This window comes from Caballeronia mineralivorans PML1(12) (assembly GCF_001028175.1).
GTDB classification, from domain to species: Bacteria; Pseudomonadota; Gammaproteobacteria; order Burkholderiales; family Burkholderiaceae; genus Caballeronia; species Caballeronia mineralivorans.
Map to the genome: position 1 here is coordinate 65750 of NZ_AEJF01000143.1, position 26287 is coordinate 92036.

At 59.7% G+C, this 26287-nt stretch carries 27 protein-coding genes; 20 read left to right on the forward strand and 7 right to left on the reverse strand.

Going from position 1 to position 26287, the window contains the following annotated elements:
* Positions 1 to 125 precede the first annotated feature (125 nt).
* On the forward strand, positions 126 to 959 hold the full coding sequence (locus EOS_RS23630) for a helix-turn-helix transcriptional regulator (protein WP_047849140.1): 834 nt from the start codon (positions 126 to 128) through the stop codon (positions 957 to 959).
* Positions 960 to 998: 39 nt separating this feature from the next.
* On the opposite strand, the gene EOS_RS23635 is transcribed toward EOS_RS23630, so the two are convergent.
* Positions 999 to 1388: a tautomerase family protein gene (locus tag EOS_RS23635; RefSeq protein ID WP_047849141.1), complete on the reverse strand. Its 390-nt coding sequence runs from the start codon at positions 1386 to 1388 to the stop codon at positions 999 to 1001.
* Between the two features lie 44 nt (positions 1389 to 1432).
* Positions 1433 to 1849 carry a MarR family winged helix-turn-helix transcriptional regulator gene (locus EOS_RS23640; protein ID WP_047849142.1) on the reverse strand — a complete coding sequence of 139 codons (417 nt, stop codon included), beginning with the start codon at positions 1847 to 1849 and terminating at the stop codon, positions 1433 to 1435.
* Between the two features lie 248 nt (positions 1850 to 2097).
* Between EOS_RS23640 and EOS_RS23645 the strand changes: the two genes are divergently transcribed.
* The 10 genes from EOS_RS23645 (at position 2098) to EOS_RS23690 (ending at position 12531) form a co-directional block, all read left to right on the forward strand.
* Positions 2098 to 2355 (forward strand): hypothetical protein, encoded by a 258-nt coding sequence (locus EOS_RS23645; protein WP_047849143.1) that lies wholly within the window; start codon positions 2098 to 2100, stop codon positions 2353 to 2355.
* Positions 2356 to 2466: 111 nt separating this feature from the next.
* Positions 2467 to 4599: a phosphocholine-specific phospholipase C gene (locus EOS_RS23650; RefSeq protein WP_047849144.1), complete on the forward strand. Its 2133-nt coding sequence runs from the start codon at positions 2467 to 2469 to the stop codon at positions 4597 to 4599.
* A gap of 305 nt (positions 4600 to 4904) precedes the next feature.
* Complete coding sequence (gene thrS / locus EOS_RS23655; RefSeq protein ID WP_053064020.1) at positions 4905 to 6122, forward strand: threonine--tRNA ligase; 1218 nt, start codon at positions 4905 to 4907, stop codon at positions 6120 to 6122.
* Positions 6123 to 6449: 327 nt separating this feature from the next.
* Positions 6450 to 7178, forward strand: coding sequence for a GntR family transcriptional regulator (locus EOS_RS23660; protein ID WP_047849296.1), 729 nt, complete (start codon positions 6450 to 6452; stop codon positions 7176 to 7178).
* Positions 7178 to 8215, forward strand: coding sequence for an ADP-ribosylglycohydrolase family protein (locus tag EOS_RS23665; protein WP_047849145.1), 1038 nt, complete (start codon positions 7178 to 7180; stop codon positions 8213 to 8215). Before EOS_RS23660 ends, EOS_RS23665 begins: the two co-directional genes overlap by 1 nt.
* A 51-nt stretch (positions 8216 to 8266) precedes the next feature.
* Positions 8267 to 9706 carry a purine-cytosine permease family protein gene (locus tag EOS_RS23670; RefSeq protein ID WP_047849146.1) on the forward strand — a complete coding sequence of 480 codons (1440 nt, stop codon included), beginning with the start codon at positions 8267 to 8269 and terminating at the stop codon, positions 9704 to 9706.
* Entirely contained in the window at positions 9703 to 10650 is a 948-nt protein-coding gene (locus tag EOS_RS23675; RefSeq protein WP_047849147.1) for a PfkB family carbohydrate kinase, read from the forward strand. The genes EOS_RS23670 and EOS_RS23675 overlap by 4 nt, the downstream gene beginning before the upstream one ends.
* 91 nt (positions 10651 to 10741) lie before the next feature.
* Complete coding sequence (locus tag EOS_RS23680; RefSeq protein WP_047849148.1) at positions 10742 to 11779, forward strand: NADP-dependent oxidoreductase; 1038 nt, start codon at positions 10742 to 10744, stop codon at positions 11777 to 11779.
* Positions 11780 to 11893: 114 nt separating this feature from the next.
* On the forward strand, positions 11894 to 12130 hold the full coding sequence (locus EOS_RS23685; protein ID WP_047849149.1) for an antitoxin: 237 nt from the start codon (positions 11894 to 11896) through the stop codon (positions 12128 to 12130).
* The gene (locus tag EOS_RS23690) at positions 12130 to 12531 is read left to right on the forward strand and encodes a type II toxin-antitoxin system VapC family toxin (RefSeq protein WP_047849150.1); all 402 of its coding nucleotides are present in this window, start codon (positions 12130 to 12132) and stop codon (positions 12529 to 12531) included. The genes EOS_RS23685 and EOS_RS23690 overlap by 1 nt, the downstream gene beginning before the upstream one ends.
* Before the next feature lie 34 nt (positions 12532 to 12565).
* Here EOS_RS23690 and EOS_RS23695 read toward each other — a convergent pair whose 3' ends face one another.
* Positions 12566 to 13156 carry a GNAT family N-acetyltransferase gene (locus EOS_RS23695; protein WP_235442938.1) on the reverse strand — a complete coding sequence of 197 codons (591 nt, stop codon included), beginning with the start codon at positions 13154 to 13156 and terminating at the stop codon, positions 12566 to 12568.
* 147 nt (positions 13157 to 13303) lie between these two features.
* On the opposite strand from EOS_RS23695, the gene EOS_RS23700 reads away from it, so the two are divergent.
* On the forward strand, positions 13304 to 13555 hold the full coding sequence (locus EOS_RS23700) for a hypothetical protein (RefSeq protein WP_235442939.1): 252 nt from the start codon (positions 13304 to 13306) through the stop codon (positions 13553 to 13555).
* A gap of 41 nt (positions 13556 to 13596) precedes the next feature.
* Here the strand turns inward: EOS_RS23700 and EOS_RS23705 are convergent, their stop codons facing one another.
* The gene (locus tag EOS_RS23705) at positions 13597 to 14502 is read right to left on the reverse strand and encodes a LysR family transcriptional regulator (protein ID WP_047849152.1); all 906 of its coding nucleotides are present in this window, start codon (positions 14500 to 14502) and stop codon (positions 13597 to 13599) included.
* A gap of 107 nt (positions 14503 to 14609) precedes the next feature.
* Between EOS_RS23705 and EOS_RS23710 the strand changes: the two genes are divergently transcribed.
* From EOS_RS23710 to EOS_RS23725, 4 genes are all read left to right on the forward strand, one after another.
* Positions 14610 to 15575 carry a quinone oxidoreductase family protein gene (locus tag EOS_RS23710; RefSeq protein WP_047849153.1) on the forward strand — a complete coding sequence of 322 codons (966 nt, stop codon included), beginning with the start codon at positions 14610 to 14612 and terminating at the stop codon, positions 15573 to 15575.
* A 1-nt stretch (position 15576) separates the two neighbouring features.
* On the forward strand, positions 15577 to 16827 hold the full coding sequence (locus EOS_RS23715; protein ID WP_047849154.1) for a multidrug effflux MFS transporter: 1251 nt from the start codon (positions 15577 to 15579) through the stop codon (positions 16825 to 16827).
* A 269-nt stretch (positions 16828 to 17096) separates the two neighbouring features.
* Positions 17097 to 17321, forward strand: a complete 225-nt coding sequence (locus tag EOS_RS23720) for a hypothetical protein (protein ID WP_047849155.1) — start codon at positions 17097 to 17099, stop codon at positions 17319 to 17321.
* Between the two features lie 304 nt (positions 17322 to 17625).
* Positions 17626 to 19227, forward strand: a complete 1602-nt coding sequence (locus EOS_RS23725; protein ID WP_047849156.1) for a peptide chain release factor 3 — start codon at positions 17626 to 17628, stop codon at positions 19225 to 19227.
* A gap of 864 nt (positions 19228 to 20091) precedes the next feature.
* Here the strand turns inward: EOS_RS23725 and EOS_RS23730 are convergent.
* Both EOS_RS23730 and EOS_RS23735 read right to left on the reverse strand, forming a co-directional pair.
* Positions 20092 to 20904, reverse strand: coding sequence for a transporter substrate-binding domain-containing protein (locus EOS_RS23730; protein WP_047849157.1), 813 nt, complete (start codon positions 20902 to 20904; stop codon positions 20092 to 20094).
* Positions 20905 to 21093: 189 nt separating this feature from the next.
* Positions 21094 to 21489: a GFA family protein gene (locus EOS_RS23735; RefSeq protein WP_047849158.1), complete on the reverse strand. Its 396-nt coding sequence runs from the start codon at positions 21487 to 21489 to the stop codon at positions 21094 to 21096.
* A 297-nt stretch (positions 21490 to 21786) separates the two neighbouring features.
* Between EOS_RS23735 and EOS_RS43650 the strand changes: the two genes are divergently transcribed.
* The 4 genes from EOS_RS43650 (at position 21787) to EOS_RS23755 (ending at position 24928) form a co-directional block, all read left to right on the forward strand.
* Entirely contained in the window at positions 21787 to 22854 is a 1068-nt protein-coding gene (locus EOS_RS43650; protein WP_075645391.1) for an acyltransferase family protein, read from the forward strand.
* Between the two features lie 76 nt (positions 22855 to 22930).
* Positions 22931 to 23752 carry an AraC family transcriptional regulator gene (locus tag EOS_RS23745; RefSeq protein ID WP_047849159.1) on the forward strand — a complete coding sequence of 274 codons (822 nt, stop codon included), beginning with the start codon at positions 22931 to 22933 and terminating at the stop codon, positions 23750 to 23752.
* A gap of 190 nt (positions 23753 to 23942) precedes the next feature.
* Positions 23943 to 24614, forward strand: coding sequence for an AzlC family ABC transporter permease (locus EOS_RS23750; protein WP_087881993.1), 672 nt, complete (start codon positions 23943 to 23945; stop codon positions 24612 to 24614).
* A complete protein-coding gene (locus tag EOS_RS23755; RefSeq protein WP_047849161.1) occupies positions 24611 to 24928 on the forward strand; it encodes an AzlD domain-containing protein in 318 nt (105 codons plus the stop codon). The genes EOS_RS23750 and EOS_RS23755 overlap by 4 nt, the downstream gene beginning before the upstream one ends.
* A gap of 47 nt (positions 24929 to 24975) precedes the next feature.
* Here the strand turns inward: EOS_RS23755 and EOS_RS23760 are convergent, their stop codons facing one another.
* Positions 24976 to 26193: a PepSY-associated TM helix domain-containing protein gene (locus EOS_RS23760; protein WP_047849162.1), complete on the reverse strand. Its 1218-nt coding sequence runs from the start codon at positions 26191 to 26193 to the stop codon at positions 24976 to 24978.
* Positions 26194 to 26287: the final 94 nt, after the last annotated feature.

Sequence of the window (26287 nt, forward strand, 5' to 3'; positions counted from 1 at the left end):
AACGTCTCCTTCCAGATACCTTTCAGGGGCAATATTCAGGTGCCCACGTTTTCGTCCGGACTATTATCGAGGCATTATTTTTGTTCAGGAATTACCCACCAGGGTTACCCTTACCGGAGGAGGCAATGGAGTTTAAGTGGCATGATCTCGCGTTTCATCGGGAGATCGGTTCGGCCATCGACGCACTCGACGGCCCGCATTTCTGGGCGCGCCTCACGCGCGTGCTCGAACGACATATCGGCTTCGATAACTGGGTTGCACTCCGCTTTGCCCGCAATGCACCGCCGCTGGTCTGCGCCGAGCAGGCGTTGCCGGACGGCAAGATCGACTTGCTGTTCCAGGACTATCTTGCGGCGCTTTACCAACTCGATCCGTTTTATCTTGCCGCCTTTGAGCAGCGTGTCTCGGGTTTCTACACGCTTGCCGACGTTGCGCCCGATAACTTCAAGATGACGGAGTACTACCAGCGCTACTTCAGGAAGAACATTGTTGGCGACGAAGTGCAGTTCAATGTTGTCATTGACGCGAACTACACGATGGGATTTTCTCTAGGCAATACGCGCCGTTACGACGAACGCGAAGTTGCGTTGCTGACGCTGTTTTCGCCGTGGGTTCTTGCGTTGATGCAGCAGCGTTTGCGGTATGAAAATTTTGGCGCGGTGCAGGGAGCGCCCGAGGCTGCGGAGGGTGGCCAGCACGATCTGCCCGCGCGGTTCGGCATGCTGACTGAAAAGAGCGGGCGTAGTGCGTTGACGGCTCGGGAGATTGAAGTCGCCATGTTGTCGCTGAGCGGATTTTCATCGCGAGCGATTGCGGAGAAGCTCACCATTTCGTTCGAGACGGTGCGTGCCCACAAGAAGCATATTTACTCGAAGCTGGGCATTGGTTCGCAATCGGAGTTGTTTGCGTTGTTCTATGAGCCGGGTTCGCACCAGTTCGCCGAAGGGTCGGAGGGGTGATGTGGCGACGCCTGCGGCGCACCGGTGCGAACAAAAGACTCAATGATGGTACCGGTACTCCTGCGTGCGCCCACCGTACCCATACGAAGCCGCCCTGACATCTTCGACATAGATGTAGCTCTCTTCATGCATGTCGCCCAAGATCCTCGCGAACCCCGCAAATACCTCTGCGATATAACGCGCCTTCTCGTCTTTCGTATTCGTTTCGTCGGTGATCTTGATATCGAAATAGAAGCTGGATTTATGCTGCTCGCTTAACGGCCGGCCACCAATCACCCAGCTGTCCGGATCGATGAACTGAATGGTGATCGCAGTCACCTCACGCTTCTTGCCCAGGATGCTGGAAGTCAGTTCAAGCAACATGTCCGAAATGGCCGTAACGGCCTCGGGCGACTTTTCGATGCTTACCTTCACGTTCAAAATCGGCATTTTTCATCTCCATTTAGTTCGCTATACAACTATGTAGGAAAAAATTAATCGAGACTCGACCGTGCATCTTTCACGCTTGCGACCGTTGTCGCAAAGCGTTCCTCACCCAACTCAGCCTTCAAACGTTTCGTGACCGCGGCACTCGCAGCGTTCAACTGGTCCTTGATCCGTAATGCCTCGCCAGTCGGGTGAATCGCAGTCTCACGTCCGTCGGATGCGGTAAGCCGGCGTTCGATAAACATCAACTTCTGCAAGCCGTCCAGGGTGCGCGTTGCAGTGGATCGCGAAATGGCGAGTTCAGATGCCAACTCACTTTGCACAATCCCAGGCTTTGCCAGCACCGCGCGCAACATGAATCCCTGCGGCGGCGTCAGCCCAAACGCCTTGTACGCGTTCGCCCACTCGCGCTCGAGGCTTCGCGCAAGTGCTGTTGTGTTGAAGTAGATGCAGTGATCGAACATGTAGACACTCTAGGTGAAAATGATTCGCTATGCAACTAGTTTTTAATGTCGAGCCCGTGTCGTTTCTCTGGTGAGCGTCCAGCTTTTCTTCGCTACTGTGACAACGCGAATACGTAAGCTTACCGACAGCATTCTGTTCCTTACCAATCCTCCGCAAACGTTTCACAAAATTTTCTTGAAGCGTCTGCACACTGGCGTCCGCGATGCAACGGTAACGCTACCGTGCATACCGAACAAGCGGAGACATCATGAGGCGAACCGCGATACTGGCACTCTCAACGCTGGCACTTGCCGCCTGCGGGCCGGACGATCAAGCAAGCGTCAGCGCTGCACAAGCCACCGCTAATACCTCACTGCCGGCCAGTGCGGTCGAGCCGCTTGTGCTGCCGGTGGCGGCCGACGGTCAGGCCGCGAGCAACCCCATCGCCGCCGCGCAGGCGAGCCTGGCAGCGGATGCGCAACAGGTCACGCCGGTCATGCACTCCGCGCCTGACGCGACGCAATGACGCTATCCAATGAATCAACCTCCGTCCTGATCGACACCCTCGACCGGGACGGCATTGCCGCACCTATCCGCACGTATCCGTACGTATCATTACGCCACGAGGTGAATCAAGATGACATTGAATAGCCGCCGCCGTTTCTTGCAGACCGTTGCTACTTCAGCCGGCGCCGCCGCCGCGCTTACGGTGTTCCCCGAATCGATCCGCAAGGCGCTTGCCATCCCGGCGTCAGGGCGCACCGGATCGATCAACGATGTCGAACACATTGTTGTGTTCATGCAGGAGAACCGTTCGTTCGATCACTACATGGGTCATATGCGCGGCGTGCGCGGATATAACGACCGCTTCCCGATCCCGCTGCCCAACGGCCAGCCGGTCTGGTTCCAGCCCTCGAAGGAAGATCCGACAAAACCGGTGCTGCCGTTTCATCTGAACACGCTCACGACCAGCGCCCAGTGCATCGGCGATCTCGACCACTCGTGGTACCCGACGCACTACGCGATCAATAACGGCCGTTATGACCAGTGGCCCGCGTACAAGACGGACATGACGATGGGTTATCACCTGCGCAGCGACATTCCGTTTCACTACGCGCTCGCCGATGCCTTCACCGTCTGCGACGCCTACTTCTGTTCGCTGCCCGGCCCGACGCATCCGAACCGTGCATATCTCATGACTGGCATGGTCGATCCGACCGGCACGCAAGGTGGCCCGCTGCTCGACAATAACGATTACGTCGATGGCGACGGCCCGCCGCAATATCAATTGCTCTCGTGGACGACCTATCCGGAACGTCTCGAAGCAGCCGGTATCTCGTGGCAGATCTATCAGCAAGGGCTGACCGGCGCCGATCCGCTGAACGGCAACTACGGCACCAACGTGCTGCAGAATTTCGCGAACATCATCAACGCGCCGCAAGGTTCTTCGCTGCAGATGCGCGCGAACGCCGTGCGCACCATCGACGATCTGAAAGCCGACGTGCTGGCGAACAAGTTGCCGCAAGTTTCGTGGTTGTGTCCGCCCGCTGCGTACTCCGAGCATCCGAAATACACGCCGGCGTACGGTGCGGAATATACGTCGCAGATCCTGGATGCGCTGACCGCTAACCCGGAAGTCTGGAGCAAGACGGTCCTGTTCATCATGTACGACGAGAACGACGGTTTCTTCGACCACCTCGTGCCGCCGCAGCCGCCTATGTCACGGGCGCAGGGCTTGTCGACGGTGACGACCGATGGCGAACTCCATACCGTGGTCAATCCGGGCCGCGGCGGCAGCTATACCGCTGACGGCCTGCCGTACGGCCTCGGCCCGCGTGTGCCGATGACGGTCGTTTCGCCCTGGACCAAGGGCGGTTTCGTATGCTCGCAAGTGTTCGACCACACGTCGGTGATTCGCTTTATCGAAACACGCTTTGGTGTGATGGAGCCGAACATTACGCCGTGGCGTCGCGCGGTATGCGGCGACCTGACCGCGGCATTCGCTTTCCGCACGCCCGATGCGCAGATGCCGGCGCTGCCCGACACCAGCAACTACAAGACGATGGCCGACAACCAGTGCGCCACGCAACCGGCGCCCACGGTGCCGGCGGTACCTGGCGTGATCGATCCGCAGGAACCGGGCACGCGCTTCGCCCGCGCGTTGCCCTACGAGCTGTATGTACACAGCCGTCTTGACGCGGACAAGAAGCAACTCGTACTTCACTTCGCCAACGCCGGCTCGCAAGGCGCGCACTTCTATGTCTATTCGTCGAACCGTACCGACGGCCCATGGCGCTATACGGTCGAAGCCGGCAAGACCTTGCGCGACACCTTCGACCTGACTGTGACCGCGGGTGTCTATGCGTTCACCGTCTACGGTCCGAACGGATTCGTGCGTGAGTTTGCCGGCACGGCGACACCGTCGAAGAGCGGTGGTGTGTTCGACCAACCGGCGTTTCCCGAGGTCACTGCTCACTACGATGTCGCGAATGGCAACGTGTTCCTGAAGTTCACGAGCAATGGCCGTGGCATCGCGAGGTTATCGGTGGTCGATAACGCCTATGGCGCACATCCGCGACCGGTGTTCGTACCGCCACAAGGGTTTATCGAAGAGCCGTGGATCCTGTCCGCGAGTCACCACTGGTACGACCTGAGCGTCAGCAGCAACGACGACCCTACGTTCCTGCGCCGGCTTGCGGGTCACGTCGAGAATGGCCGCCCGAGCATCAGCGACCCGGCAGCGGTCGCACCGGTGACGACGCTGGTTTAAGGAGTCAATGGGCACCCGGCGCATGTTGTTCAAGCGCCGGGGTCCCACGACACCGCGACTTAATATTCTTCAATATCGCAGTTGACGGTTGGCACCAAAGCCATTTATTGTTTGCTACATGAACTTCCATTTCTTCACCCTCACGACCGTGACCACCACCACGACCACCTTCTCAGGCGGGTCGTCTGGAGGCCGTGCGCGATAAGGTATCGAGGTGCGATTTCAGAAGGCCCCGCCGGAAACGGACGGGGCCTTTTGCATTGTGCAGCCCTCCGTGAAGGCCCTTAAATTTAACGGAGCGCGTTGTGGACGATATCGATCATCGGCAGTTAGGTAATAAGCTGGACCTATTCCATCAGCAGGACGAAGGACCCGGCATGGTGTTCTGGCATCCGCGCGGGTGGGAGCTTTATCGCGTAGTCGAGGATTACATCCGGCGCCGAATGCGCGGCGCAGGCTTTCGCGAAGTCCGTACGCCGCAACTGTTGGCGCGTTCGCTTTGGGAGCGCAGCGGGCATTGGGACAAGTTTCAGGCAGGCATGTATTCCTTGAGCAGCAGTCAGGACGAAGCTCATGACAATCGACCGTACTGCCTGAAACCAATGAGCTGCCCCTGCCACGTTCAGATTTTCAATCAGCGGATTCGCTCTTATCGCGACCTGCCGATCCGGTACAGCGAGTTTGGGGCGTGCCATCGCGACGAGCCTTCGGGATCTCTCGAAGGATTGAAACGCACGCGCGCTTTCACGCAAGACGATGCCCACGTCTTCTGCACCGAGGATCAGGTCGAAGCCGAGGTAGGGCGGTTTTGCGACTTGCTTCGCACGGTCTACGCCGACCTTGGTTTCTCGGCGTTTCGCGTTTTGCTCGCCACGCGCCCCGATCGGCGGGCAGGCGATGACGCCGTGTGGGATCGTGCAGAAGCGGCGCTTGCGAAGGCCGCGGCTTCCGCCGGCTTGACGTTCGACGTACGTCCGGGAGAAGGTGCTTTCTATGGTCCTAAACTCGAATTCCACCTTACCGATAGCCGCGACCGTAGCTGGCAATGCGGAACGATCCAGCTTGATTTCGTCTTGCCGGATCGTCTTGACGCAAGCTTTGTCTCGTTCGAGAACGAGCATATACGCCCGGTGATGATTCACCATGCGGTCTTGGGCAGCATGGAACGGTTTATCGCCATGCTGCTTGAGCACCATGAAGGTTGGTTGCCCCTATGGCTCGCTCCCGATCAGGTGATGGTGGCAACAGTATCGGATGCCAGCGCTGCCTACGGGCAACGCGTGATGCACGCGCTGGACGACGCCGGGCTAAGGACGGTCTTCGACGACAGGCCCGAGAGGCTGGAGCGAAAGATCGTCGATGCACGCGAACAGCGCATCCCTGTTTTTATCACGGTAGGTGCGCGCGACGAGCGCAGCGAAACGGTATCGCTGCGACTTCGGGACGGCACGCAAAGCACTTTCCCGATGCTTGAGGGCATCGAACGCTTGCGTGAGATGGCGCGCGCGCCCACGAAGACCTGATTGAAAGGTGGAGGAAAGGCCCACGTCCGGCTCTTTCCTCGATAACACCTTCGAGACGGACATCACCGCCCACCAAAAAACCACCTCAAGGGTTTCCCCTCATTAATTGCCGCTTGACCGTCGCAATATGACGTCTTAAGTTCTATACATGTTCCTACATGTACTTTTTAAAGTACCGAAAGGGAACAAGAAGATGGCATTCGCGGCCCGGTTGTGACCGAAGCGTTCAGTTGGGCAACGCGCAGCGATCTTGACCAAAACATGTGCATACTTGTGCTTTTGCAGAGACTGGGCGGTCCGGTTCTCATCGGCACAGGGAGTCACAAGATGGTTAAGCGAGCAGTAAAAACGGCGGAAGTCGGGCGCTCGAAGGCGCATATGGTTGCCGCCACGATCGAGCAGGACATTCTCACCGGACGCCTGCCGTTCGGGCAGCAACTGGAAAGCGAGAACGAGCTGGTCGAGCGTTTTGCGGTCAGCCGTAACACCGTTCGCAAGGGGCTCGATCTGCTGACCAACGGTGGCTTGATTACGCGCAAGGGCGGCATCGGCTCGTTCGTGACGTTCAACGGTCAGGCGATTGACGGCACGCTCGGCTGGACCACGGCGATAGAAAAAGCGGGTGGTGGCGCGCAAACCCGCTTGCTGCAGATTGCACTGGTCGAAGATGAGACGCTTGCGCAGGAGTTGAAGTTGACGCGAACGACCTTCGTGGCGATCGACCGGATGCGCGTGATCGGCGCCGACGCGCAATGCATTTCGCTCGAGCGCAGCCGCTTGCCGTTCAACGACGACCTCGCGGCGTTGCCGCTGGAAGGGCTGGCGGGCGGATCGCTGAACCGGACGTTGATCGAACATGGCATGGTGCCGCATCACGGCGAGCAATGGGCCGAAGTGGTCGGTCTCGACGCTGCCGATGCTCGCCTGCTCAAGCGTCGCGCCGGCACCCCGTTCCTGCGCTCGCGGCGGCTCACACGCGATCGGGATGAACGGATTATCGAGTATGTCGTGAGCTTGCTGGACCCCGCTTTCTTTGCACTACATCTGGAATTCTGATGTCTTCGTCTTTGCTTTTGAATCACCCCACGTTGGCGGATCGCGCACGCGGCGCCTTCTACGGTCTCGCACTCGGCGACGCGTTCGGCATGCCGACCCAGTCGCTCAGCCGCGAGCGCCTCGTCGAACAGTTCGGACGTATCGACAAGCTGGAAAACGCATTTCCCGATCAACCGATTGCGCCGGGCCTGCCTGCCGGCTCCATCACCGACGACACGGAACAAGCAGTTCTCGTCGCGCATTTGCTGGTCGATGGCAACGGCAAGATCGAGCCCATGGCGTTTGCGCAGGCGTTGATCGAATGGGAAGCATCGATGAAGGCGCGCGGTTCGCTCGACCTGCTCGGACCATCGACGAAACAGGCGATCGAGCGCATTGCCGCAGGGGAAGATCCGCTGCGCACGGGCCGTTTCGGTACGACCAACGGCGCGGCCATGCGCGTGACGCCGATCGGGATTGCGTTCGACCTGAGACGGCATGACGTGTTTATCGATGCCGTCGTGCAGTCGTGTGTGGTGACGCATAACACCTCGCTCGGCATTTCGAGCGCGGCGGCGGTAGCGGCCGCGGTGTCCGCCGGACTGAACGGTGCGAGCCTCGTTGAAGCGCTCGAAGCAGGCATCTCGATGGCCGAGGCCGCCGAGAGCCGCGGTTTCTGGGTCGCGGGCGGGCGCATTGCGCCGCGCATTCGCCACGCACGCGAGCTGATGTGCAATTGCGCGGGGCACGAAGTGGCGGACACGATCTATGACGTGATCGGAACGTCGGTGGCATCGCAGGAATCGGTCGTGGCGGCGTTCGCGCTGGCTTTTGATGTGCAGAACCGTGGTAACACCATCGAGGCCGCCCTGGGGGCTGCAGCGAGCCTCGGTGGCGATACCGACACGATCGCCGCCGTGCTTGGCGCGATCCTCGGCGCGTGTGCGGGTTACGACGCGCTGCCGGTTGTTTCCATCGAGACCATTCGACGCGTCAATTCGCTCGATCTCGATCCGCTGGTCGAACGTTTGCTTGGACTGCGCGCCGGCACTTCCTGACGCGTTTAACGCGTTTCCCGCTGTTCCCTTTAATCTGGAGATCGGACTCAGATGGCTTCGCCACGCACGTCAAACAGCGCTCGCAAAGTCGAGACGCGCGGTATCGAACCTGTACCGGAGAGCGAATGTCATGGACATCCGCTGCAGCTTTTCTGGGTCTGGTTCGCCGCTAACATCAGTATTCTCGGGTTGCCGCTGGGGGCAACGCTGGTCGCTTTCCAGCATCTCGCGATCTGGCAGGCGGCGCTTGTCGCGGTGGTCGGTGCGGCGGGATCGTTCGCTATCGTTGGCGTGATTTCGATTGCCGGGCGACGCGGGCATGCACCGAGCCTTACCCTGTCGCGGGCAATCTTCGGCGTGCGCGGCAACATAGGGCCGACCATCGTCTCGCTGTTGTCGCGGCTCGGCTGGGAGACGGTCAATACAACGACGGCCGCGTACGTGTTGTTATCGCTCGCAACGATCGTGTTCGGTACGCCCGCCGAAGCCAAGAATGCGCCGGTGCTGACGCTTGTGTTCATCGCTGTGTTCGTGGTGCTGACGTTGATCGTGTCGGGGCTTGGGCACGCGACGCTGCTTGTGATCCAGAAGTGGTCCACCTATGTGTTCGGCGTGCTCAATTTGCTGGTCGCCGGTTTCCTTGCAACGGCCATCGACTGGCATGCCGTATTCAATGCGGCGCCGGCGCCGTTGAGCGCGGTGATAATCGGAATCGGCACGATTGCAGCAGGAACCGGGGTTGGCTGGGCCAACGCGGGCGCCGATATGTCGCGCTATCAGGCGCCGACGGTCAAGGGTCCGGCGCTGGTCGCATCGGCGGCGTTCGGCGCGGGCATTCCGCTGATTCTCCTGGTCACGCTCGGCGCGCTGCTGTCGGTCGGCAACGATCATCTCGCGTCGGCCACGGACCCGATCGCCGCGATTCGCGAAATGTTGCCTACATGGATGGCTATTCCTTACCTGATCACGGCGTTCGGCGGTTTGCTGCTGTCCAATTATTTGTCGGTGTATTCGGCCGGTTTGACGACACTCACGCTGGGCCTGAAAGTGAAGCGCGTGCAGGCGGTGGTGGTCGACGTCGTGGTGATCTTCGCGGGCTCGATCTATTTCATGCTGATTGCCGGAAGCTTCTATGGTCCGTTCATCGGCTTCATTTCGCTGCTCGCGGTGCCTATCACGGCGTGGGTCGGTATCTTCGTCGTGGATCTGATTCATCGTCAGGAGTATTCGCCAACCGACTTGCTCGATGTCTCCCCGCGCAGCGCTTACTGGTACAAAGGCGGCATTGAGTGGCGTGCGTTCGGCGCGTGGGCGCTCGCGATCGTGCTCGGGTTCTGCTTTCTCTCAACGGGTGCGATTCATGGCGTGTTCGCGAATTCATGGTTCGGACGCAACGGCCTTGGCTGGATCGTGACGTTCGTGGTGGCAGCCGGCGTGTATGCAGTTTTAGGCGGCGCGCGCGGTGCAGTTAAACGTTGGAAGACCGCATGACGCAAGCAGAATCACAGCAGACATTGAGATTGATTCATACGGGTCAGGTGATCGTCGATCTGGTCATGCAAATCGACGCGCTTCCCGCACCGGGCGGCGACGTGCTCGCGCACAATGCAAGCTTCGAAGTGGGCGGTGGTTTCAACGTCATGGCGGCGGCGCGCCGCAGCGGCATGCGCGTGGTGTATCCGGGCGGTCATGGGCACGGGCGTTTCGGCGATATGGCGCGCCAGGCCCTGGCGCAAGAAGGCGTGGAAATTGCGGGGCCGGAAGTCGCGGACCAGGATACGGGCTTGTGCGTGGCTATCGTCGATGCTTCCGCCGAGCGCACGTTCGTCTCGCACATGGGCGCGGAGAGCGTGCTCGAGCGGCATGTGCTGAATGCGCTCTCGGTGAACGGGAACGATATTGTCTACGTCAGCGGTTATAGCCTGATGCTCGCGGACAAGGGGGCAGTGCTTGTCGACTGGCTTGAAGACTTGCCTTCTGACACGCGCATTGCATTCGATCCGGGACCGCTTGTGGATGCCATCGATGCAGCGTTGCTCGAGCGCATGCTGGCAGTCGTTTCGATCTGGACGAGCAACCGTGCAGAAGCATTGCGTTTCGCCGATACCGACGACTTCAACGCCGCGTTCGACCTGATCATCGCGCGCTTAAGAACGGGCGCGCTGGTGATTGTTCGCGATGGCGCGCTCGGTTGTCATCTGCGTGTGGGGGAAAAAACTGAGCACGTGCCGGGGTTCGCGGTGAAAGCGGTCGATAGCAACGGTGCCGGCGATGCCCACGCCGGCGTGTTCCTGGCCGTGCTCGCGAGCGGCGCGGAGGCACGGACGGCGGCTCGCCGCGCGAACGCTGCTGCGGCGATTGCCGTCACCCGCTATGGCCCGGCGACCGCACCGGATGCAGCGGAAATAGACGCCTTCATGGCGTCGGTTGCTTAAGCGATCCAGGGACGTTTGAGCGCTCGTCCATGCGCGATTGCGCGAGCGCGTATATGCTAAGTTTCCCCGCTTTGCGCCCTGGAGAAACCGCATGACCTCAGCTACCGCTCGACAAATCGTGTTGGCCTCACGTCCCACTGGCGGCCGTGCCGCGCTGACAGATTTTCGCCTCGAAGAAGTGCCAATGCTCACGCCCGGGGAAGGGCAGGTGCTGCTGCGTATCGACTATCTATCGCTCGATCCGTACATGCGCGGTCGCATGAACGACGCGCGCTCGTATGCGAAACCCGCCCAGATCGGCGAGGCGATGCCCGGTGAGAGCGTGGCGACTGTCATCCAATCACGCGATGCGAAACTTCAGCCGGGCGCGCAGGTGCTCGTGCACGCGGGCTGGGTCAGCCACGCGGTGGCCGATGCCAAGGACTTGAGCGCGTTGCCCGTGGACGGCATCGCTGCTCGGGCCTACCTCGGCGTGCTCGGCATGCCGGGGTTCACTGCGTACGCCGGCATGGCGGCGATCGGCAAGCCGAAGAGCGGCGAGACGGTGGTGGTTGGCGCGGCGAGCGGACCGGTAGGCTCGCTTGTCGGTCAGCTCGGCAAGATCGCGGGCGCTCGTGTGGTGGGTATCGCGGGTGGCGCGAAGAAGTGCGGTTATGTAGTGGACGAACTTGGCTTCGATGCCGCCATCGACCATCGCGCGCCCGACTTTGCCGATCAGTTGGCGAAGGCGTGTCCCAAGGGTATCGATGTGTATTTCGAGAATATCGGCGGCGCGGTGTGGACGGCCGTGCTGCCTTTGCTCAATCAATACGGCCGCGTTCCCGTGTGCGGATTGATGGCGCAGACATCGGGCAAAAATGGCGGTGCTGACGATGGCCTCGCGGCGACGATGCGCGCGATTCTTACGCGCAGCCTGACGGTGCGTGGTTATATCAACTACGAGTTTTTGCCCGAGTATCGGGAAGCTTTCCTGCGCGATGTCGGCGGTTTTTTGCGCGCGGGCGAGGTGAAGCATCTTGAAGATGTGACCGTGGGATTGGAGAGCGCACCGCAGGCATTCCTCGATATGATCGACGGGCGGAATTTCGGTAAGGTACTGGTGCGGGTGTCAGAGGAAGCTATAGCCTGATGGGCAGTGTCTGTGTACGTCCATTTTTCACTAGAAGTAGATTGTACACACGTGTATTTACATTGAGGATGTTTTCGGCTATAGTACATCCAACGTACACACAAGGAGTTCGCTATGCCTACCACGAAAGTTTTCCGAAATGGAAACTCGCAGGCCGTGCGCATTCCCGCCGAACTGGCCTATGACCGTATGGATATAGAGGTGGAGATCGAGCGCGTGGGCGACGAATTAAGGATTCGTCCGGCACGTCGATCTCTGGCGGGGGTGCTGAAAACCTTTGCCAAATTCGCACCGGATTTCACGGTGGACGGTCGTGACGAACACGAGCAGACGGAGCGCGAGGATTTGTAATGCCGCTTTATATGCTCGACACGAACATCTGCATTTACCTGATGAAAAATCAACCCGAGCAGGTTGCTCGACGTTTTGAGAAATGCTATTTCGGCGACGTGGTCATGTCTGCTATCACGTTTGCCGAACTGGAATACGGTGTGGCAGTTTCGGCAAACCCAAAGCGTGAAAGGCGGCATCTTGCGGCACTGACACAAGACATTCGGGTGTTGCCGTTCGACGCTGCTGCCGCGACCGCCTACGGTCCGATCCGGGAAGCCACGCGCGAACGGAAGAAGGATCATCTCGACAAGCTAATAGCGGCGCATGCTTTGGCGTTAGACGTGATTCTGGTTACCAACAATGAACGAGATTTCGCGAATTACCTCGGCGTGAAAGTTGAAAACTGGCTAAACGGATAAGACTGTGGCGGTCGGCTCTAACCCATCCAACCCCCTAGTCCTTCGGATTCACCAACGACGTCAGGACATGATCCGCCCACTGCCCGTCGATCTTGAGATACGCCTTGGCCAGCCCTTCACGTTCAAACCCAAGGTTCTCTAACAGGCGCCCGCTGCGAATATTGTCCGGCCGATAACTCGCCATCACGCGATGCAGACGGTACGCATCGAAGATAAAACCTAACGCCGCGCCAAGCGCTTCACGCATCAGTCCACGGCCTTCATAACGCTGGTCGATCGAATAACCGAGATGACACGCCTGAAACGGCCCGCGCACGATGTTTGTAAAGTGGCAGTCGCCGATCAGCACGTTGCGGCGTTCGCTTGCGAAAATCAGCAGGTGCAGCGCGGTGCCGGCGGCCATCGCTTGCTCCATTAACGCCATACGTTCGTTAGCGGCTTGCATCGTGAAGAAAGTGTCCTCACGCAACGGTTCCCAGCGGTCGAGGTGCGCGCGATTCTCGAGCCGGTAGAGAAGCAGCGCGCCGGTATGCTGACTGCTGGCCGGACGCAGGACGACGCGCTCCGTTTTTATACCCTCTGGCGGAAATTGCGCCATGGCGTTGGGTTCGGCTTCGATGGCCATAAGCGGTATAGACCTCTGCTTTCAATCGTTTACAGCGACGGATTAAACTGACTTTTCACATGATGAAGGATGAAATATTTCCGTAAACAGCGGTTTTTACCGTGTCGTTTACGTCACCCGTCCTTATTTTTGGCTGGCAAATGGTAGGTGAAAACCCTTATAATTTCCGAAGTCAAGATTCAAGGAACTTTGGAAATGTCCCGCCGCTTCATGATCGTCGAACGTGTCGCTTTCGCGCTGCTGACCTTGTCCGCTCTCGCGGATGCTACCTTTATCAGCTACGAAAAGAGCCCGAATTTCAGGGATAACATTCATGAAATCGTACGCGTGAGCAAAGAAGTTTCGCTCATGTATCCGGCGGTCGGTAACGATCCGTGGATGCCGCTGGCGTCCAGCTGACAGCTAAGCACTCGCGCGCTAAAGCCAAGTCTAAAGCGCGCTTATCTTGCCACCGAGTTGCCGCCGAGCGTCTCTTGTGCGAAATCAAGAAAGACCCGCACTCTCGGCGACAAATGCCGGCGATTCGCAAACACCGCATATAACTCGATTTCATCGCAGTGATAAGGCGCGAGGCATTCAATCAGCCTGCCCGCCAGCAAATCGTCTTCTATGTCCCACAGCGCTTTCAACGCAAGGCCGCGGCCCTTGAGCGCCCAGTCGTGGAGCACCTCGCCGCTCGCGGTCGATAGCGTGCCGCGTACCTGAACCTCGCGGCGCCGGCCGTCTTCCATGAATAACCATCGATCGAAAACGCGCTGCCCGCGCACGAGCCGCAGGCAATCGTGCGTGGCGAGATCGGTGAGCGTTTGCGGCGTGCCGTGCCGCGCCAGATAATCCGGGGCCGCGCACACAATGCGCCGGCTCGACAGCAGTTTCTTCGCGATCACGCCGGTATCTGCCGGCAAGCCGATGCGCAGCGCCACATCGAGATTGTCATCGATTACATCCAGCCCGATATCGGAGAGCACGAGCCGCACCTCGACCTCCGGGTAACGGTCCGAGAACGCTTCGATCAGCGGCGCGATCTGCTTGCGGCCAATCTCCGACGGCGCGCCGATGCACAACAAACCCTGGGGCACGCGCGCCTGAGCGCTGATTTCAGCCTCGGCGTCGTCGACAGCTTGCAGGATCGCGACCGCGCGCTCATGAAACCGCGCGCCCTCCACGGTCAGGTCGAACCGCCGCGATGTCCGCATGACGAGGCGTACGCCCAGGCGCTTCTCCAGCGCGGCGAGCCGCCGGCTCATCGCAGCGGTCGAGCCATCGGTTCGGCGCGCTGCCGCCGACAGGCTGCCGGCGTCCACCATCTGCGCGAACAGGCGCAGGTCGTTGATCTCGTCGGGCATCGATTCAGTCCATCTTTCCACTTGACGCAACGATTCTATGCGGACAAGCGCCTTTTCGCCACGGGCCGACGCGGCAATAATGCGGACATTGCAACGGAGGAACCATCATGAAAGCACTGCGCTTTACGCAACACGGCGACCCGGGCGTTCTGGCCATCGGCGATCTGCCCAAGCTGACGCCATCTGCGGACGAAGCTGTCGTACAGGTCTTTGCGGCGTCGATTAATCCGAGCGACGTAAAGAACGTGGAAGGGCGCATGAGCCAGACGACGCTGCCGCGCACGCCGGGCCGTGATTATGCGGGCGTGGTGATCGAAGGTCCCGCAGCCTGGCTTGGGGCTGAAGTGTGGGGCTCGGGCGGCGACGTCGGTTTCACGCGCGACGGCACGCATGCGGAACAGGTGGTCGTGCCCGTTGCAAGCCTGCGCCGCAAGCCGGCAAACCTGACGTTTGAAGAAGCATCGGCGATCGGCGTGAATTTCATCGCGGCGTGGTGCGGCGTGGTGGAAGCGGCGCAGGTGCAGGCCGGCGAGACCATCGTGATCATCGGGCTCGGCGGTGTGGGCGGGGCGGCGGCGCAGATTGCCAAACGTATTGGCGCGAAGGTGGTGGGCGTGGCGCGCGGAGCGGCCGCGACGAGTCCTTACGTCGATGCCATGGTGGATTCGCAAGGCCCCGATGTCATCGAGCGCATCCGCGCGGTGACGAACGGCGGCGCGGCTGTCGTATTCGATACCGTCGGCGGATCGATGTTCGAAACGGCCATCCATATGCTGAAAGTGGGCGGACGACTGGTGGAGATATCGGCAACGGACCGCCGCGAAGTGACCTTCAATCTCGCGGATTTCTATCACAACGAGAGCCGCCTGATTGGCGTCGATACATTGAAGCGCGATCTGGTGGCATCGGCTGAGATGCTAGAAGCACTGCGTCCCGGCTTCGAAGACGGCAGCTACAAAGCGCCGTCGATCGCGCAAATCTTCGCGCTTGAGGACGCGCAAACCGCCTACCGGGCGATGGCGGCGGGCACGAATGGCCGCGTGGTGCTGACACCGCAAACGAAGCGGACCTGATATGACGACACGCTGGCGACTCGCGCCGCAATCCATCCTGTTCGCCGTTTTTCTTGGCGCGCTGGCTGCGTTGCCGCCCATTTCCATTGACATGGCGTTGCCCGCGCTCGTCGACATTGCCCGCTCATTGCACGCGAGCTCGAGTCAGGCCGGCCTTACTTTGAGCCTCTTCATGGCGGGTTTTGCGGTCGGGCCGATCGTGTACGGCCCTCTCTCCGATGCTCGCGGCCGCAAGCCCACGCTGCTGCTCGGCCTTGTGTTGTTCACCATGGGCGGGATCGTTTCAGCGCTTGCGCCCGGCATTGGCGTGTTGCTTGGCGCGCGACTCGTGCAGGGTATTGGGGCGGGCGCGGGCATGACGGTCGCATTGGCCGTCGTGCGCGATCTATTCGAAGGTAACGCGATGCAGCACCGGCTCGCGGCCATCACCGTGGTCGCGAACGTTGCGCCGATCGTGGCGCCGTCGATTGGCGTGGGTCTGCTGGCGGCGATCGAATGGCGCGGAATCTACGGCGTCATGGCGGTCTGCGGACTGCTGGCCGCGCTCGTTACCTGGGCCGGCCTCACGGAGTCCGCGCCACAGCGGAGCGCTGGTGTCGCCGTCTCTGGACTGCGCGATGGATATCGGCGCGTGCTGACGCATCGCGCGGTGATTGGACACATCCTTATCAACGGCTTCGGATTCGGCTGGATGTTCGCGTATGTCGCGGGCTCGCCGCTTGTGCTGCTGCATATCCTGCACGTCAGGCCGATCGTCTATGCCGCCATGTTTGCAATGACCGGCGCGGGCATTGTGGCGGGTGCAACGGTGAACGGGTTTATCGGTGCACGTGGTTTTGAGTCGCGGGGCATTCTTGCAACGGCTATCTGCATCACGCTGGCCGCGAGCTTCGGTTTGATCATGCTGAGCGTGTTGCATCGAACGTCGTTGCTCACGGTCATGCCCTTGCTGGTGGCAAGTACTTTTTGCTTTGGACTGGCCGCGCCCAGCGCCACACACGGCGCACTCGATCCCATCCCTCAACTGGCGGGCGTGGCGGGCGGCTTGCTGACGTCGGTACAGATGCTGTGCGGCGCGGCGTCCAGCTCGGTCGTTGCGCTGCTGTTTCCCGCACTCGGTATCTTTGCGATGAGCGGTGTGATGGCCGCTTGCGCGTTGCTTGCGGGAATGGCCTGGATCTGGCTCGGGCGGCGGGGAGGAATAGAGACGCCCTCAGCGGTCGCCGATGTGAACCCGGCCTCGTCGGTCTGACAAAGCCATAACACGCCGCTTCCGTTAGCGGTCGAATCAAATCGTTAAACAGTGTTATGTATTCGCGCTGAATTTTATGCAGATGCACAAACAGGGCACAGGTTAACGTTTTCATGGTTAATCGAAGGAATCCTGTGCACAGTGAATTAGTCTATCTCGTTATTTTTTCTTTCGATCCGTGTCAACACACTCCGCGATGAGACGTTAAACGGGTACACGCGACGTCGTTGCCGCGTAGTTGTTAATCAACCATCAAGGGTCTTACTGCCATGAAAAAGCAACTCGTTGCCGCGACGCTCGTCGCTTTGTTCTCTGCTGGCGCTTTTGCACAGGCTTCGGCACCGGCTCCTACGCCTGCTCCCGCCATGGCTCCGGCCGCGACGGCTGACGCAGCAATGCCGGCTAGCACCACGCACAAGGCCAAGAAGCACCATAAGAAGCATCACAAGCATGCAGCAGCTACGACGATCCCGTCGTCGGCAGCCAAGCCTTAATAAGGCTTAAGCGGCAAGCTTCCTTAAGCCTTTCTTAAGCTTGAGCGATGCAAGAGGAGCCCCGATTCATCGGGGCTTTTTTTCGTCCGCGCACACAAACCGATCCCGGCGCGAACGAGCCTCCTCTGATCACTGTGGCCCGCAGCAGTAACCCGATAGCCGCGAACACCCGCTTCGGTCCACCGGCGCGAGCAAACCCGAGCCTGGCGCGAGTGAACCCCCCCTCGTGTATCATCCACACCACGCAGCTTTTCGGGCCGCCGCTTCGCCCGAACGCTCAACCCTACAGCTCTTTCCAGTACCGATGTCACTCTCCGAACTTAAACGGCGCCGCACCTTCGCGGTCATTTCCCACCCTGACGCGGGCAAGACCACGCTGACTGAAAAACTGCTGCTGTTCTCGGGCGCGATCCAGATCGCAGGTACCGTGAAGGGCCGCAAAAGCAGCCGTTACGCAACATCGGACTGGATGGAAATCGAAAAGCAGCGTGGCATCTCGGTCGCGAGTTCGGTCATGCAGTTCGAATACGGCGATTGCGTCATCAACCTGCTCGATACGCCGGGACACGAAGACTTCTCCGAAGATACGTATCGCGTGTTGACGGCCGTCGATGCTGCCGTGATGGTGATCGATGGTGCAAATGGCGTGGAGGCGCAGACGCTCAAGCTGCTCGAAGTTTGCCGCAGCCGCCGCACGCCGATCCTCACGTTCATCAACAAGCTCGACCGTGAAGTACGCCAGCCGCTCGACCTGCTTGATGAAATTGAACAGCATCTGGGCGTGGCGGCGGTGCCGTTCACGTGGCCGATAGGCATGGGCAAGGAATTCCAGGGTGTCTACGATATCGCGCACGATCAGGTGCGCGTATTCCGTGCTGGACAGGACACGGCTGGCGGTGCGGTTGAAACGGTGCGTGCTCTGGACGACGCCGACGGCGAGCGCCGGTTCGGCCCGAGCTGGGCGCGTGCGAAAGAAGAGATCGACTTGATCACGGGCGCCACGCCCGCGTTCGATCGCGCTGCGTTTCTCGCGGGCGAACAGTCGCCGGTATTGTTTGGTTCGGCGATCAACAACTTCGGTGTGAAGGAAATTCTTGACGCGCTTGTCGACCTCGCGCCGTCGCCGTCCATGCGCATGTCCGTACAACGTCCGGTGTTGCCGGAGGAGCCGCGCTTCACTGGTGTGGTCTTCAAGGTGCAGGCGAACATGGATCTTGCGCACCGTGACCGCGTGGCGTTCATTCGCGTGTGCTCGGGACATTTCGAGCGCGGCATGGCGCTTAAGGTGACGCGCACGGCCAAGACGTTTCGCGCGAATAACGTGGTGACGTTCTTGTCGCAACGTCGCGAGACCGTGAGCGAAGCGTACCCCGGCGATATCATCGGCATTCCGAATCACGGCACGCTAAGCCTTGGCGATACGCTGACCGAGGGCGAATTGCTGCAGTTCGTCGGCTTGCCGTTCTTTGCGCCTGAAATTTTCCAGACGGTGGAAGTGGTTGATCCGATCCGTGCCAAGCAGCTTGGTGAAGCGTTGCGTCAACTAGGCGATGAAGGCGCGATCCAGGTCTTCCGTCCGGTGCTTGGCGGGTCGACTATTCTTGGCGCGGTCGGGCAGCTTCAGTTTGAGGTGGTGTCCCACCGGTTGTCGGCGGAATACAAGGTGGATGTGCGGATCATGCCGGCGCGCTATCGCATGTCGCGTTGGGTTACTTGCGATGACGCCGCAGAATTGCGTCGTTTTACGGATGCGTATGCGGCTCGCATTGCACTTGACGCGTCGAATGCGCCGACGTATCTCGCCTCGCATGTTTCCGAAATCGATGTGGCGAAGAAAGCTTGGCCGAAGATCGTTTTTAATGAGCTGCGCGAGCATTCTGGAGCGCCGTTTCAGAAGTCAATGTAAGGAGGGGGATGCTCGCGCCGGTGGACGGTTTTGGGGTTCTGGTGCGAGTGGTCAGGGGTGATGCCGGGTTGGTGCTTTCGGCGTTAGTGGTCTGCGTGAGTTAGCTGTTCTTTTTATCACTATTAGCCACTGTGCGTGGCGGCACTTCATTTCTTTTTCCACCGGCGAAAAAGAAACAGAAGCAAAGAAAACGCCTCCCAACCATCGGCAAGTTAGTGTCCCTAGCGTGCAGGCTAGAAGTTTTTGGCACCTGATAGCATGGTGCTCGCCAGACTTGAGGATGTTTGAAGCCCGACCTCTCCGAACACAGATACTCACACGCTTCGCCACCAGTGACTGAATCTGCCTAAGGGACACCCCGCGCTATCCGCGTACAACCCCCTCAAGAAATAACCTCGCAGTCCACGTCGCCAACCCACCACGAAATGCGGCAACCAGCACACGTGAGGCCGTCATGGTCTGTGGGTCATGGTGCTAGCCCGAGAGCGTTGGGGGCGAAGCGTGTTCGTGTCAGGATTCGCGAGAAGGAGGGCTTCAAACATCGGTGTGTCTGGCGAGCACCGTGCTATCAGGTGCCAAAAACGTCTAGCCTGCACGCTAGGGACACTAACTTGCCGATGGTTGGAACGCGTTTCTTTGCTTCGTTTCTTTGCGCGTTTGCAAAGTCAGAAATGACGTGCCGCCACGCACAGTGGCTAATAGTGATAAAGAGATCAGCCAACATATAACGAGCGCAAGCCTGAGCAGCAGCAACCCAGCACCGACCCCGACCACTAGCGCCCGAAAACCCCGCCCAACCCGACCCCGACTCCCACCACTAGCGCCCGAACCCAAAACCCCGTCCACCGGTGCGAACGAAACACCTCACTCGGTGCTCTGCGCCATCTTCACCGGCAATGGCACATGCAGCCACTTCTCCACAATACCGTTCAACTCGCCGTCTTTCTTGGCTTCGGTGAGAATCGCATCGACCTTCGCCATCAGCTTCGGCTCGTTCTTGTTCAGCCCCACATGGCACGCCGACTCATGGATCACATACTTGAGCGCCGGCTTGTTCGGCGCTGAAGCCGGCAAGGTTGCGGCGATCTTGTTAGCCACGAAATCGCCCGTGCCCACCAGCGGCACCTGACCCGCGAGGTACGCCGAGATCATGCCGCTGTTGTCCTCGAAGCGCTTGATCGTAGTGGAAGACGGCACGCTTTTCGTCAGCATCAGGTCTTCGAACGTGCCACGAGCGACACCTACTGTCTTTCCAGCCATGTCGGCCGGGCCGTCAATTTTCATATTGGCGGGACCGTACACACTATTGTTGTAAGGCGAATACGACTGCGAGAAGTCGATGACCTTGTCACGCTCCGCATCGCGGCCAAGGGTGGAGATCACCAGGTCGACTTTCTTCGTCTGCAGATACGGAATGCGGTTGGCGCTTGTGACCGGCACCAGTTCCAGCTTGGCACCGAGCTTCTTGGCAAGCAGCCCGGAGACGTCGATATCGAGACCTTCCAGTTGCATGCTCGGACCGACCGATCCGAACGGCGCGAAATCCTGTGGCACAGCAACGCGCAACACGCCGCGTTTTTCAATGTCATCCAGTGCTTCCGCATGGACAGGCGCCAAACGTGCGAACACGCTGAGCACGACAACGCCAAGAGTCATCAACAGCTTCGAAGTTTTCATGTTTGCCCTGAAACGTGGAGTGGTCGATCAACGTCGAACGTCCGGTCGTTTGCGTTTGCCGCAGAGATGCGGAAGCGTTTGGCGCGCGACATCGCAAAGTCTATTAGCAAGTCTTTTGTTTTCTAAACGATTCAAAATTCACACGTTTGCTGAAGCAAAACAGGGGGCGGCGCAAACGTGTTCGCGTCATCACGACGATCGTGAACCCGGGTGGGCCTCAAGCCCGTCGGAGAAGTGGATCCATGGCAACTGCCCTGCGGTATGCGTGTGATCGTCTGGCTTGACGGTCTCGGGTGTATCGAGACTGCAGGTCGAAATATCGAGTTCGTCCGGCAGGTCGGCATGCTGGTACGTCAGGGGTGTGCCGCAATTCGGGCAGAAAGTGCGGGTGACTTTTTCACTCGAGGCAAAGCGCTTCGGCTCGCCCGCGACAAAACGAAATCCATCAATCGACGCGCTAAACCAGGCGACCACCGGCGCCGCCGCAATGCGCCTGCAGTCGGCGCAATGGCAGAGCGTGGAATGAAAGGGGAGCCCTTGCACTTCATAGCGCACCTGAGCGCAGTAGCAACCGCCTTTGAGCATGGTGGTTCTCCGAACAGGTCAATGTGTTAAGCGATCTATCACTATAACCACGAGCGCCATAAATCGAGTCGATGTCAAAGTAATGAAAACGAAAGCTTTAAAGCATCGATGCCGGTGAATCGTTTTGATAAATCCGCGTGAAGCGAACCCTAAGTGCTCATTGCCCACCGGCGAAAACCCTTACCGAATTATTTTCTAATATTTTCTCGATGTAACACCTCAAAGGGATATTTTTCCGCATCCGGATCGCATTTTTTCCACCCTACACTGAGCGCTCGATAATGACGGTTCGCCACTATGAGCGCCATAAAGTCCACAAGATTCGATTTGCTTGACGGCTTGAGAGGTGTTGCAGCAATCGCCGTCATGCTTCACCACTACACGCAACACACGGGTTGGGACTGGTTCGGCGGGGCATGGGTCGCGGTCGACCTGTTCTTCGTGCTGTCAGGCTTTGTGATCGCGCACAGCTACAGCAAGAAGATCCTGAACGGAATGTCGTTTCGCGAGTTTGCCTTCGTCCGGCTCGCCCGGCTCGGGCCGCTCTACCTGCTGGGACTGGCGCTCGGCGTGTGCGCCGTGTTGTTGTCGATGACAAAAACCGGCGCGCCGCAGCTTTCGGCCAGCCAACTCGCAAGAGCCACCGCGCTTGGCGCCTTCTGGTTGCCGTACTTTAATAATATCGGCTGGCCTTTTGGTGCGGACGCGATCGTGGGCGCGACTTTCCCATTGAACGATCCGTCGTGGTCGCTATTCTTCGAGTTATTCGTCAACGTCGTTTTTGCCGCTTATTTGTACAAGTTTCGCAAGCTGCCGAATGCTACTTATTCGATACTCGCGTTCGTTGCTTTTATTGCCTGCACAGTCATCTTTCGGCAAATCAATCCAGGCTGGCGTGCGGAGAGCTTCCTGCTTGGATTCCCGCGTGTTATTGCTGAATTTTTTGCCGGGGTTTTCATCTTTTCGATGGGGCTCCAGTATAAAAAAGCGCATCCGGTCTTTACCGCGACGGTCACGATCGCAGCGCTGCTGTGCTTCACCATCGGCAATCCGAAAATTGCCTTCGTCAATTCGCTGACGCTCGTTCCTTTGTCGGTCGCCTTGCTGTGTTCGGTGTCCATAGAAGGAATCGGCAAGCGGATCTGCAAGGTGCTGGGCGAGCTTTCATATCCGCTTTACGTCATCCATTTCCCGATCTATCGGCTGGTGTTTGAGTCGTTCGAGATGCGGGTATTGAATCCGGTGGCTCAGACGTTGGTGGTCGCCGCCATTTCGATTGTGCTGGCCTTGCTGCTTGCGCGAGCGGATCAGGAACTCAGAAGGAAACTGACGAGTTACATCAAGACATCTCCCGCGACGGTCTGATCAAACTTTTTCATAGGCCGCTGAAAACGCGGCCCGGGCTAAACTTGCGGTTTCCGTCCTCGGCAAACGCAAAGCCATGACCGCCTCTCGTTTCAGCAATTCCGCGCGCTATTGGCGCTCGCCGCTCGTGCCGGGCGCGGAGATGCTCACGGCGGAGTATTACGACCACTCCTTTACGCCTCACTGGCACGACGCGTACACCGTTCCCGTGATCGAAGCGGGCGCGGAGCAGTACGACTATCGCGGATCGAACTTCGTGGCCGAGGCGGGCTCGGTGCCGGTCATCAATCCGGGCGAAGTGCATACCGGCGCGCGGGCGGTGGATTTCGGCTGGCGGTATCGCGTGTTTTATTTGCCGGTCGAGTTCGTTCAGTCGGTCGCCGACGAAGTAGCCGGCCGCGCCCAGCCAATGCCATGGTTCTCCGCCGATGTCATCCGCGACGCCGATCTCGCGCAACGTGTGCAGATTGCGCATCGGGCGCTGGAGGCCGGTGCCGATCCGCTTGGGGCGGAACATGCGTTGCTCGACGCGGTATCCACGCTGCTTGCGCGTCATGCCGGACAGCGGCTGCCGGCGCAGCGCATGCGTCTGGACACGGCGCGTGTCAATGCGATGAAAGCCCGCCTGACCGATGACCTGACTGCGCCGTTATCGCTTGCCGAACTGGCTCAGACGGTGGGGCTCTCGACTTTCCACGCAGCGCGCTTGTTCACGCGCGAGACCGGACTTGCGCCGCATGCATGGCGTAACCAGATGCGTGTCACGCGCGCGCTGGAAGCATTGCGTGCGGGCGTTCCGGTGACGGAGGTGGCGGCGGCGAGCGGTTTCACCGATCAGAGCCATTTCACCCGGCACTTTAAAAAGACCTTCGGTGTGCCACCCGGACGCTGGCGATAGCGCCTCGGTTAGCGTTCCAAATACTTCTCCCCATGTAAGCGGACCGCAAGAACGTACAAGTACGTGAACGCGGCGCGTCCTATCCTCGCTATCAAGGGAGGACACATTGAACTCAACGCATCAACTCAATCAGGCGCATCAGGCGGGCAATCTCGCCGAATTCGGCGCGGGCGCACGCGACACCATTCCCATGATGGTCGGCGCCGCGCCCTTTGGCGTGATCTTCGGCACGCTCGCGGCCACCGGTCCGCTGCATGCGTGGTCGGTGCAACTCATGTCGCTTGCGGTGTTCGCCGGTTCGGCGCAATTCATCGCACTGGGGCTGATTGCCGGCCACGCGAGTTTTGCGGTGATCTGGGCGACCACATTTATCGTCAATCTGCGCCACGTGCTGTATTCAGCGACGCTCGCGCCGTATGTCGCGCATTTGCCTGCACGGTGGCGCTGGACGCTCGGCGCGTTTATGACCGACGAAGTTTTTGCTGTCTCGTATGCGCATTATCAACGTCGTGCGCCGGGTGAAACCGGGCCGTATTACTTCCTCGGCTCGGGCGTATCCATGTACGTGAACTGGCAGATATGGACCGTCGCCGGGCTGCTGTTCGGCTCGGCGTTTCCCGGTCTCCAGTCGAAGGGCCTCGACTTCGCGATGGTCGCCACGTTTATTGCGATCATCGTTCCGCAGCTTGTTGCATTGCGTTTTGTAGCGGCGGCTTTGGCAGCTGGCGTGTTGTCGTTTGCGTGGAATGGCTGGCCTTACAAGCTCGGCTTGCTCGCGGCGGTCGTGGTGGGTGTAGCGGTGGGCATGCTGCTGTCGATACGGGTCGAGCGGCGTTCCGCTGAAATGGAGCGCGCCAAATGAAATACGTTTTGTTGATCCTGGGTATGGCGGTGATCACCTACGGGATCCGCTCCGCAGTCTTCGTGTTCGGCGAGCGGTTGAGCTTTCCGCCTGTCGTGCGCATGGCGCTCAATTTCGTGCCGGTGACCGTGTTGACGGCCATCATCGTGCCGATGACGTTTGCACCGCACGGCGGTGCCGCCGAGCTTACGTGGCGTAATTCGCAATTGGTCGCGGCGGTGGTGGCCGTTGTTGTTTGCGCGCTTACTCGCAAGCCGTTGTTGACCATTGCGGTTTCGCTTGCAGTGTTCTTTTTCTGGCAAATGATCGTATAAGGTTCGATCGCGCTGACGGGATCTTTCGGTCGCCAGTGAAACACCGCTCACGCAACCGTGCCGCGCCGTACTCTCACTTTCGTTCCGGCCGCCGACCGACGCCGTGCTCTTGCCTTCTTCAACCAGATCAGAAGGCCGGTCGCGCTCAGCATCGCTACAACGACACCCGTGATGCTGACCAGAATCCTCCCGGTCAATCCAATGATGCGTCCCGAATGAAGCGGGAATTGAACCTGCATGAAGATGTCGCCGGCTGATCCCCGGCCGGGAATCTGAGCGCCCACGGGCTTGCCGGTCTGCGCGTTCCAGAAGAGCCATGCGTTGCCCAGACCTGCATCGCCGTGATCGTTGCCGGGCTCGAAATAACCAACGCCGTACGTGTTCAGCAAGGGCGAATAAAGCAGGCCGCCGGGCGGCGCGTCTATCCTGTCACGACGCGCCGCGACCCGGGCAAGCGCAACAACGCGCTCCCGGCTCAACGTCGACGCAGTTGGACTAGGCGGCATTGCCAACCCGGGATCGGAGAAGGGCGTTGAACCCAGCGGCGAGAACAACGAGACGAGCGGGCGCATGACCGGGTTCGTCAGGCTCATGGAGATTGATGTGAGTGCAACGACCATCAGCAGACCCCACACCCATACGCCGCCCGAGCGATGCAAATCGAAGGTCAGCGCATAACCGCCGCGCCTCACGCGGAACATAAACGACTTGCGCCAGCTTTTGAGGCTCGGAAACGCAAGCGCGATCGCAATCACGCTGTCGAACAGCCACACGATCCCGACAATGCCCATCAGCCACATGCCAAGGTCAATGCCGCCGCGTACCGGCAGATGCAGCGAGTAGTGGAGCTTGTAGATGAACGGGATCAACTCGAGCCGCGATACCGACACCGCGCCCCATTCGCGGCGCGCCTGGATCTCACCGGTGGCCGGATCGACGGCAAGCTGGTTGAAGCTGAGTTCGTAGGGCGTGCCCGTCGCCGGGTTGGTACGGCCGCTCACGCCGATCTGAAGCGTATGACCGGGCTCGGCCGCGAGCGGCAGATACGTCACCTGCACGCGCGGATCGGCAGCTTCAATCCGGTTCGCCAGTTCCAGCGGAGACAGCGCAGGCGCGGAGGACTTCGCGATGAAGAACACGGGGTTCAACGCGGCGTCCAGTTCGTGATCCCACGCGATGACCGCGCCGGTCAATCCCGCCACGAACAGGAACAGCGCAATCGCCAAGCCGAACCAGCGGTGCAGCCGCACCAGCCACGATCTCATGCCCGGTGCGCGGTAAGTTGGGCGCTACCGGATGCGCGAAGAATTGCTGCCTGCCTCATCGATGTTATTTGTCATAAATGGGAATCATTCGCAT

Excerpts from the sequence above, each read along its gene's own strand:
- EOS_RS23670 (WP_047849146.1), top strand. The coding sequence starts at position 8,267 with ATGGCTTCGCCACGCACGTCAAACAGCGCTCGCAAAGTCGAGACGCGC.
- EOS_RS23645 (WP_047849143.1), top strand. The coding sequence starts at position 2,098 with ATGAGGCGAACCGCGATACTGGCACTCTCAACGCTGGCACTTGCCGCC.
- EOS_RS23675 (WP_047849147.1), top strand. The coding sequence starts at position 9,703 with ATGACGCAAGCAGAATCACAGCAGACATTGAGATTGATTCATACGGGT.
- EOS_RS23750 (WP_087881993.1), top strand. The coding sequence starts at position 23,943 with ATGATGGTCGGCGCCGCGCCCTTTGGCGTGATCTTCGGCACGCTCGCG.
- EOS_RS23660 (WP_047849296.1), top strand. The coding sequence starts at position 6,450 with ATGGTTAAGCGAGCAGTAAAAACGGCGGAAGTCGGGCGCTCGAAGGCG.
- EOS_RS23635 (WP_047849141.1), bottom strand. The coding sequence starts at position 1,388 with ATGCCGATTTTGAACGTGAAGGTAAGCATCGAAAAGTCGCCCGAGGCC.
- EOS_RS23640 (WP_047849142.1), bottom strand. The coding sequence starts at position 1,849 with ATGTTCGATCACTGCATCTACTTCAACACAACAGCACTTGCGCGAAGC.
- EOS_RS23690 (WP_047849150.1), top strand. The coding sequence starts at position 12,130 with ATGCCGCTTTATATGCTCGACACGAACATCTGCATTTACCTGATGAAA.
- EOS_RS23685 (WP_047849149.1), top strand. The coding sequence starts at position 11,894 with ATGCCTACCACGAAAGTTTTCCGAAATGGAAACTCGCAGGCCGTGCGC.
- EOS_RS23710 (WP_047849153.1), top strand. The coding sequence starts at position 14,610 with ATGAAAGCACTGCGCTTTACGCAACACGGCGACCCGGGCGTTCTGGCC.
- EOS_RS43650 (WP_075645391.1), top strand. The coding sequence starts at position 21,787 with ATGAGCGCCATAAAGTCCACAAGATTCGATTTGCTTGACGGCTTGAGA.
- EOS_RS23705 (WP_047849152.1), bottom strand. The coding sequence starts at position 14,502 with ATGCCCGACGAGATCAACGACCTGCGCCTGTTCGCGCAGATGGTGGAC.
- EOS_RS23725 (WP_047849156.1), top strand. The coding sequence starts at position 17,626 with ATGTCACTCTCCGAACTTAAACGGCGCCGCACCTTCGCGGTCATTTCC.
- EOS_RS23745 (WP_047849159.1), top strand. The coding sequence starts at position 22,931 with ATGACCGCCTCTCGTTTCAGCAATTCCGCGCGCTATTGGCGCTCGCCG.
- EOS_RS23665 (WP_047849145.1), top strand. The coding sequence starts at position 7,178 with ATGTCTTCGTCTTTGCTTTTGAATCACCCCACGTTGGCGGATCGCGCA.
- EOS_RS23760 (WP_047849162.1), bottom strand. The coding sequence starts at position 26,193 with ATGAGATCGTGGCTGGTGCGGCTGCACCGCTGGTTCGGCTTGGCGATT.
- EOS_RS23630 (WP_047849140.1), top strand. The coding sequence starts at position 126 with ATGGAGTTTAAGTGGCATGATCTCGCGTTTCATCGGGAGATCGGTTCG.
- EOS_RS23715 (WP_047849154.1), top strand. The coding sequence starts at position 15,577 with ATGACGACACGCTGGCGACTCGCGCCGCAATCCATCCTGTTCGCCGTT.
- EOS_RS23730 (WP_047849157.1), bottom strand. The coding sequence starts at position 20,904 with ATGAAAACTTCGAAGCTGTTGATGACTCTTGGCGTTGTCGTGCTCAGC.
- EOS_RS23695 (WP_235442938.1), bottom strand. The coding sequence starts at position 13,156 with ATGGCCATCGAAGCCGAACCCAACGCCATGGCGCAATTTCCGCCAGAG.
- EOS_RS23650 (WP_047849144.1), top strand. The coding sequence starts at position 2,467 with ATGACATTGAATAGCCGCCGCCGTTTCTTGCAGACCGTTGCTACTTCA.
- EOS_RS23680 (WP_047849148.1), top strand. The coding sequence starts at position 10,742 with ATGACCTCAGCTACCGCTCGACAAATCGTGTTGGCCTCACGTCCCACT.
- EOS_RS23755 (WP_047849161.1), top strand. The coding sequence starts at position 24,611 with ATGAAATACGTTTTGTTGATCCTGGGTATGGCGGTGATCACCTACGGG.
- EOS_RS23720 (WP_047849155.1), top strand. The coding sequence starts at position 17,097 with ATGAAAAAGCAACTCGTTGCCGCGACGCTCGTCGCTTTGTTCTCTGCT.
- EOS_RS23735 (WP_047849158.1), bottom strand. The coding sequence starts at position 21,489 with ATGCTCAAAGGCGGTTGCTACTGCGCTCAGGTGCGCTATGAAGTGCAA.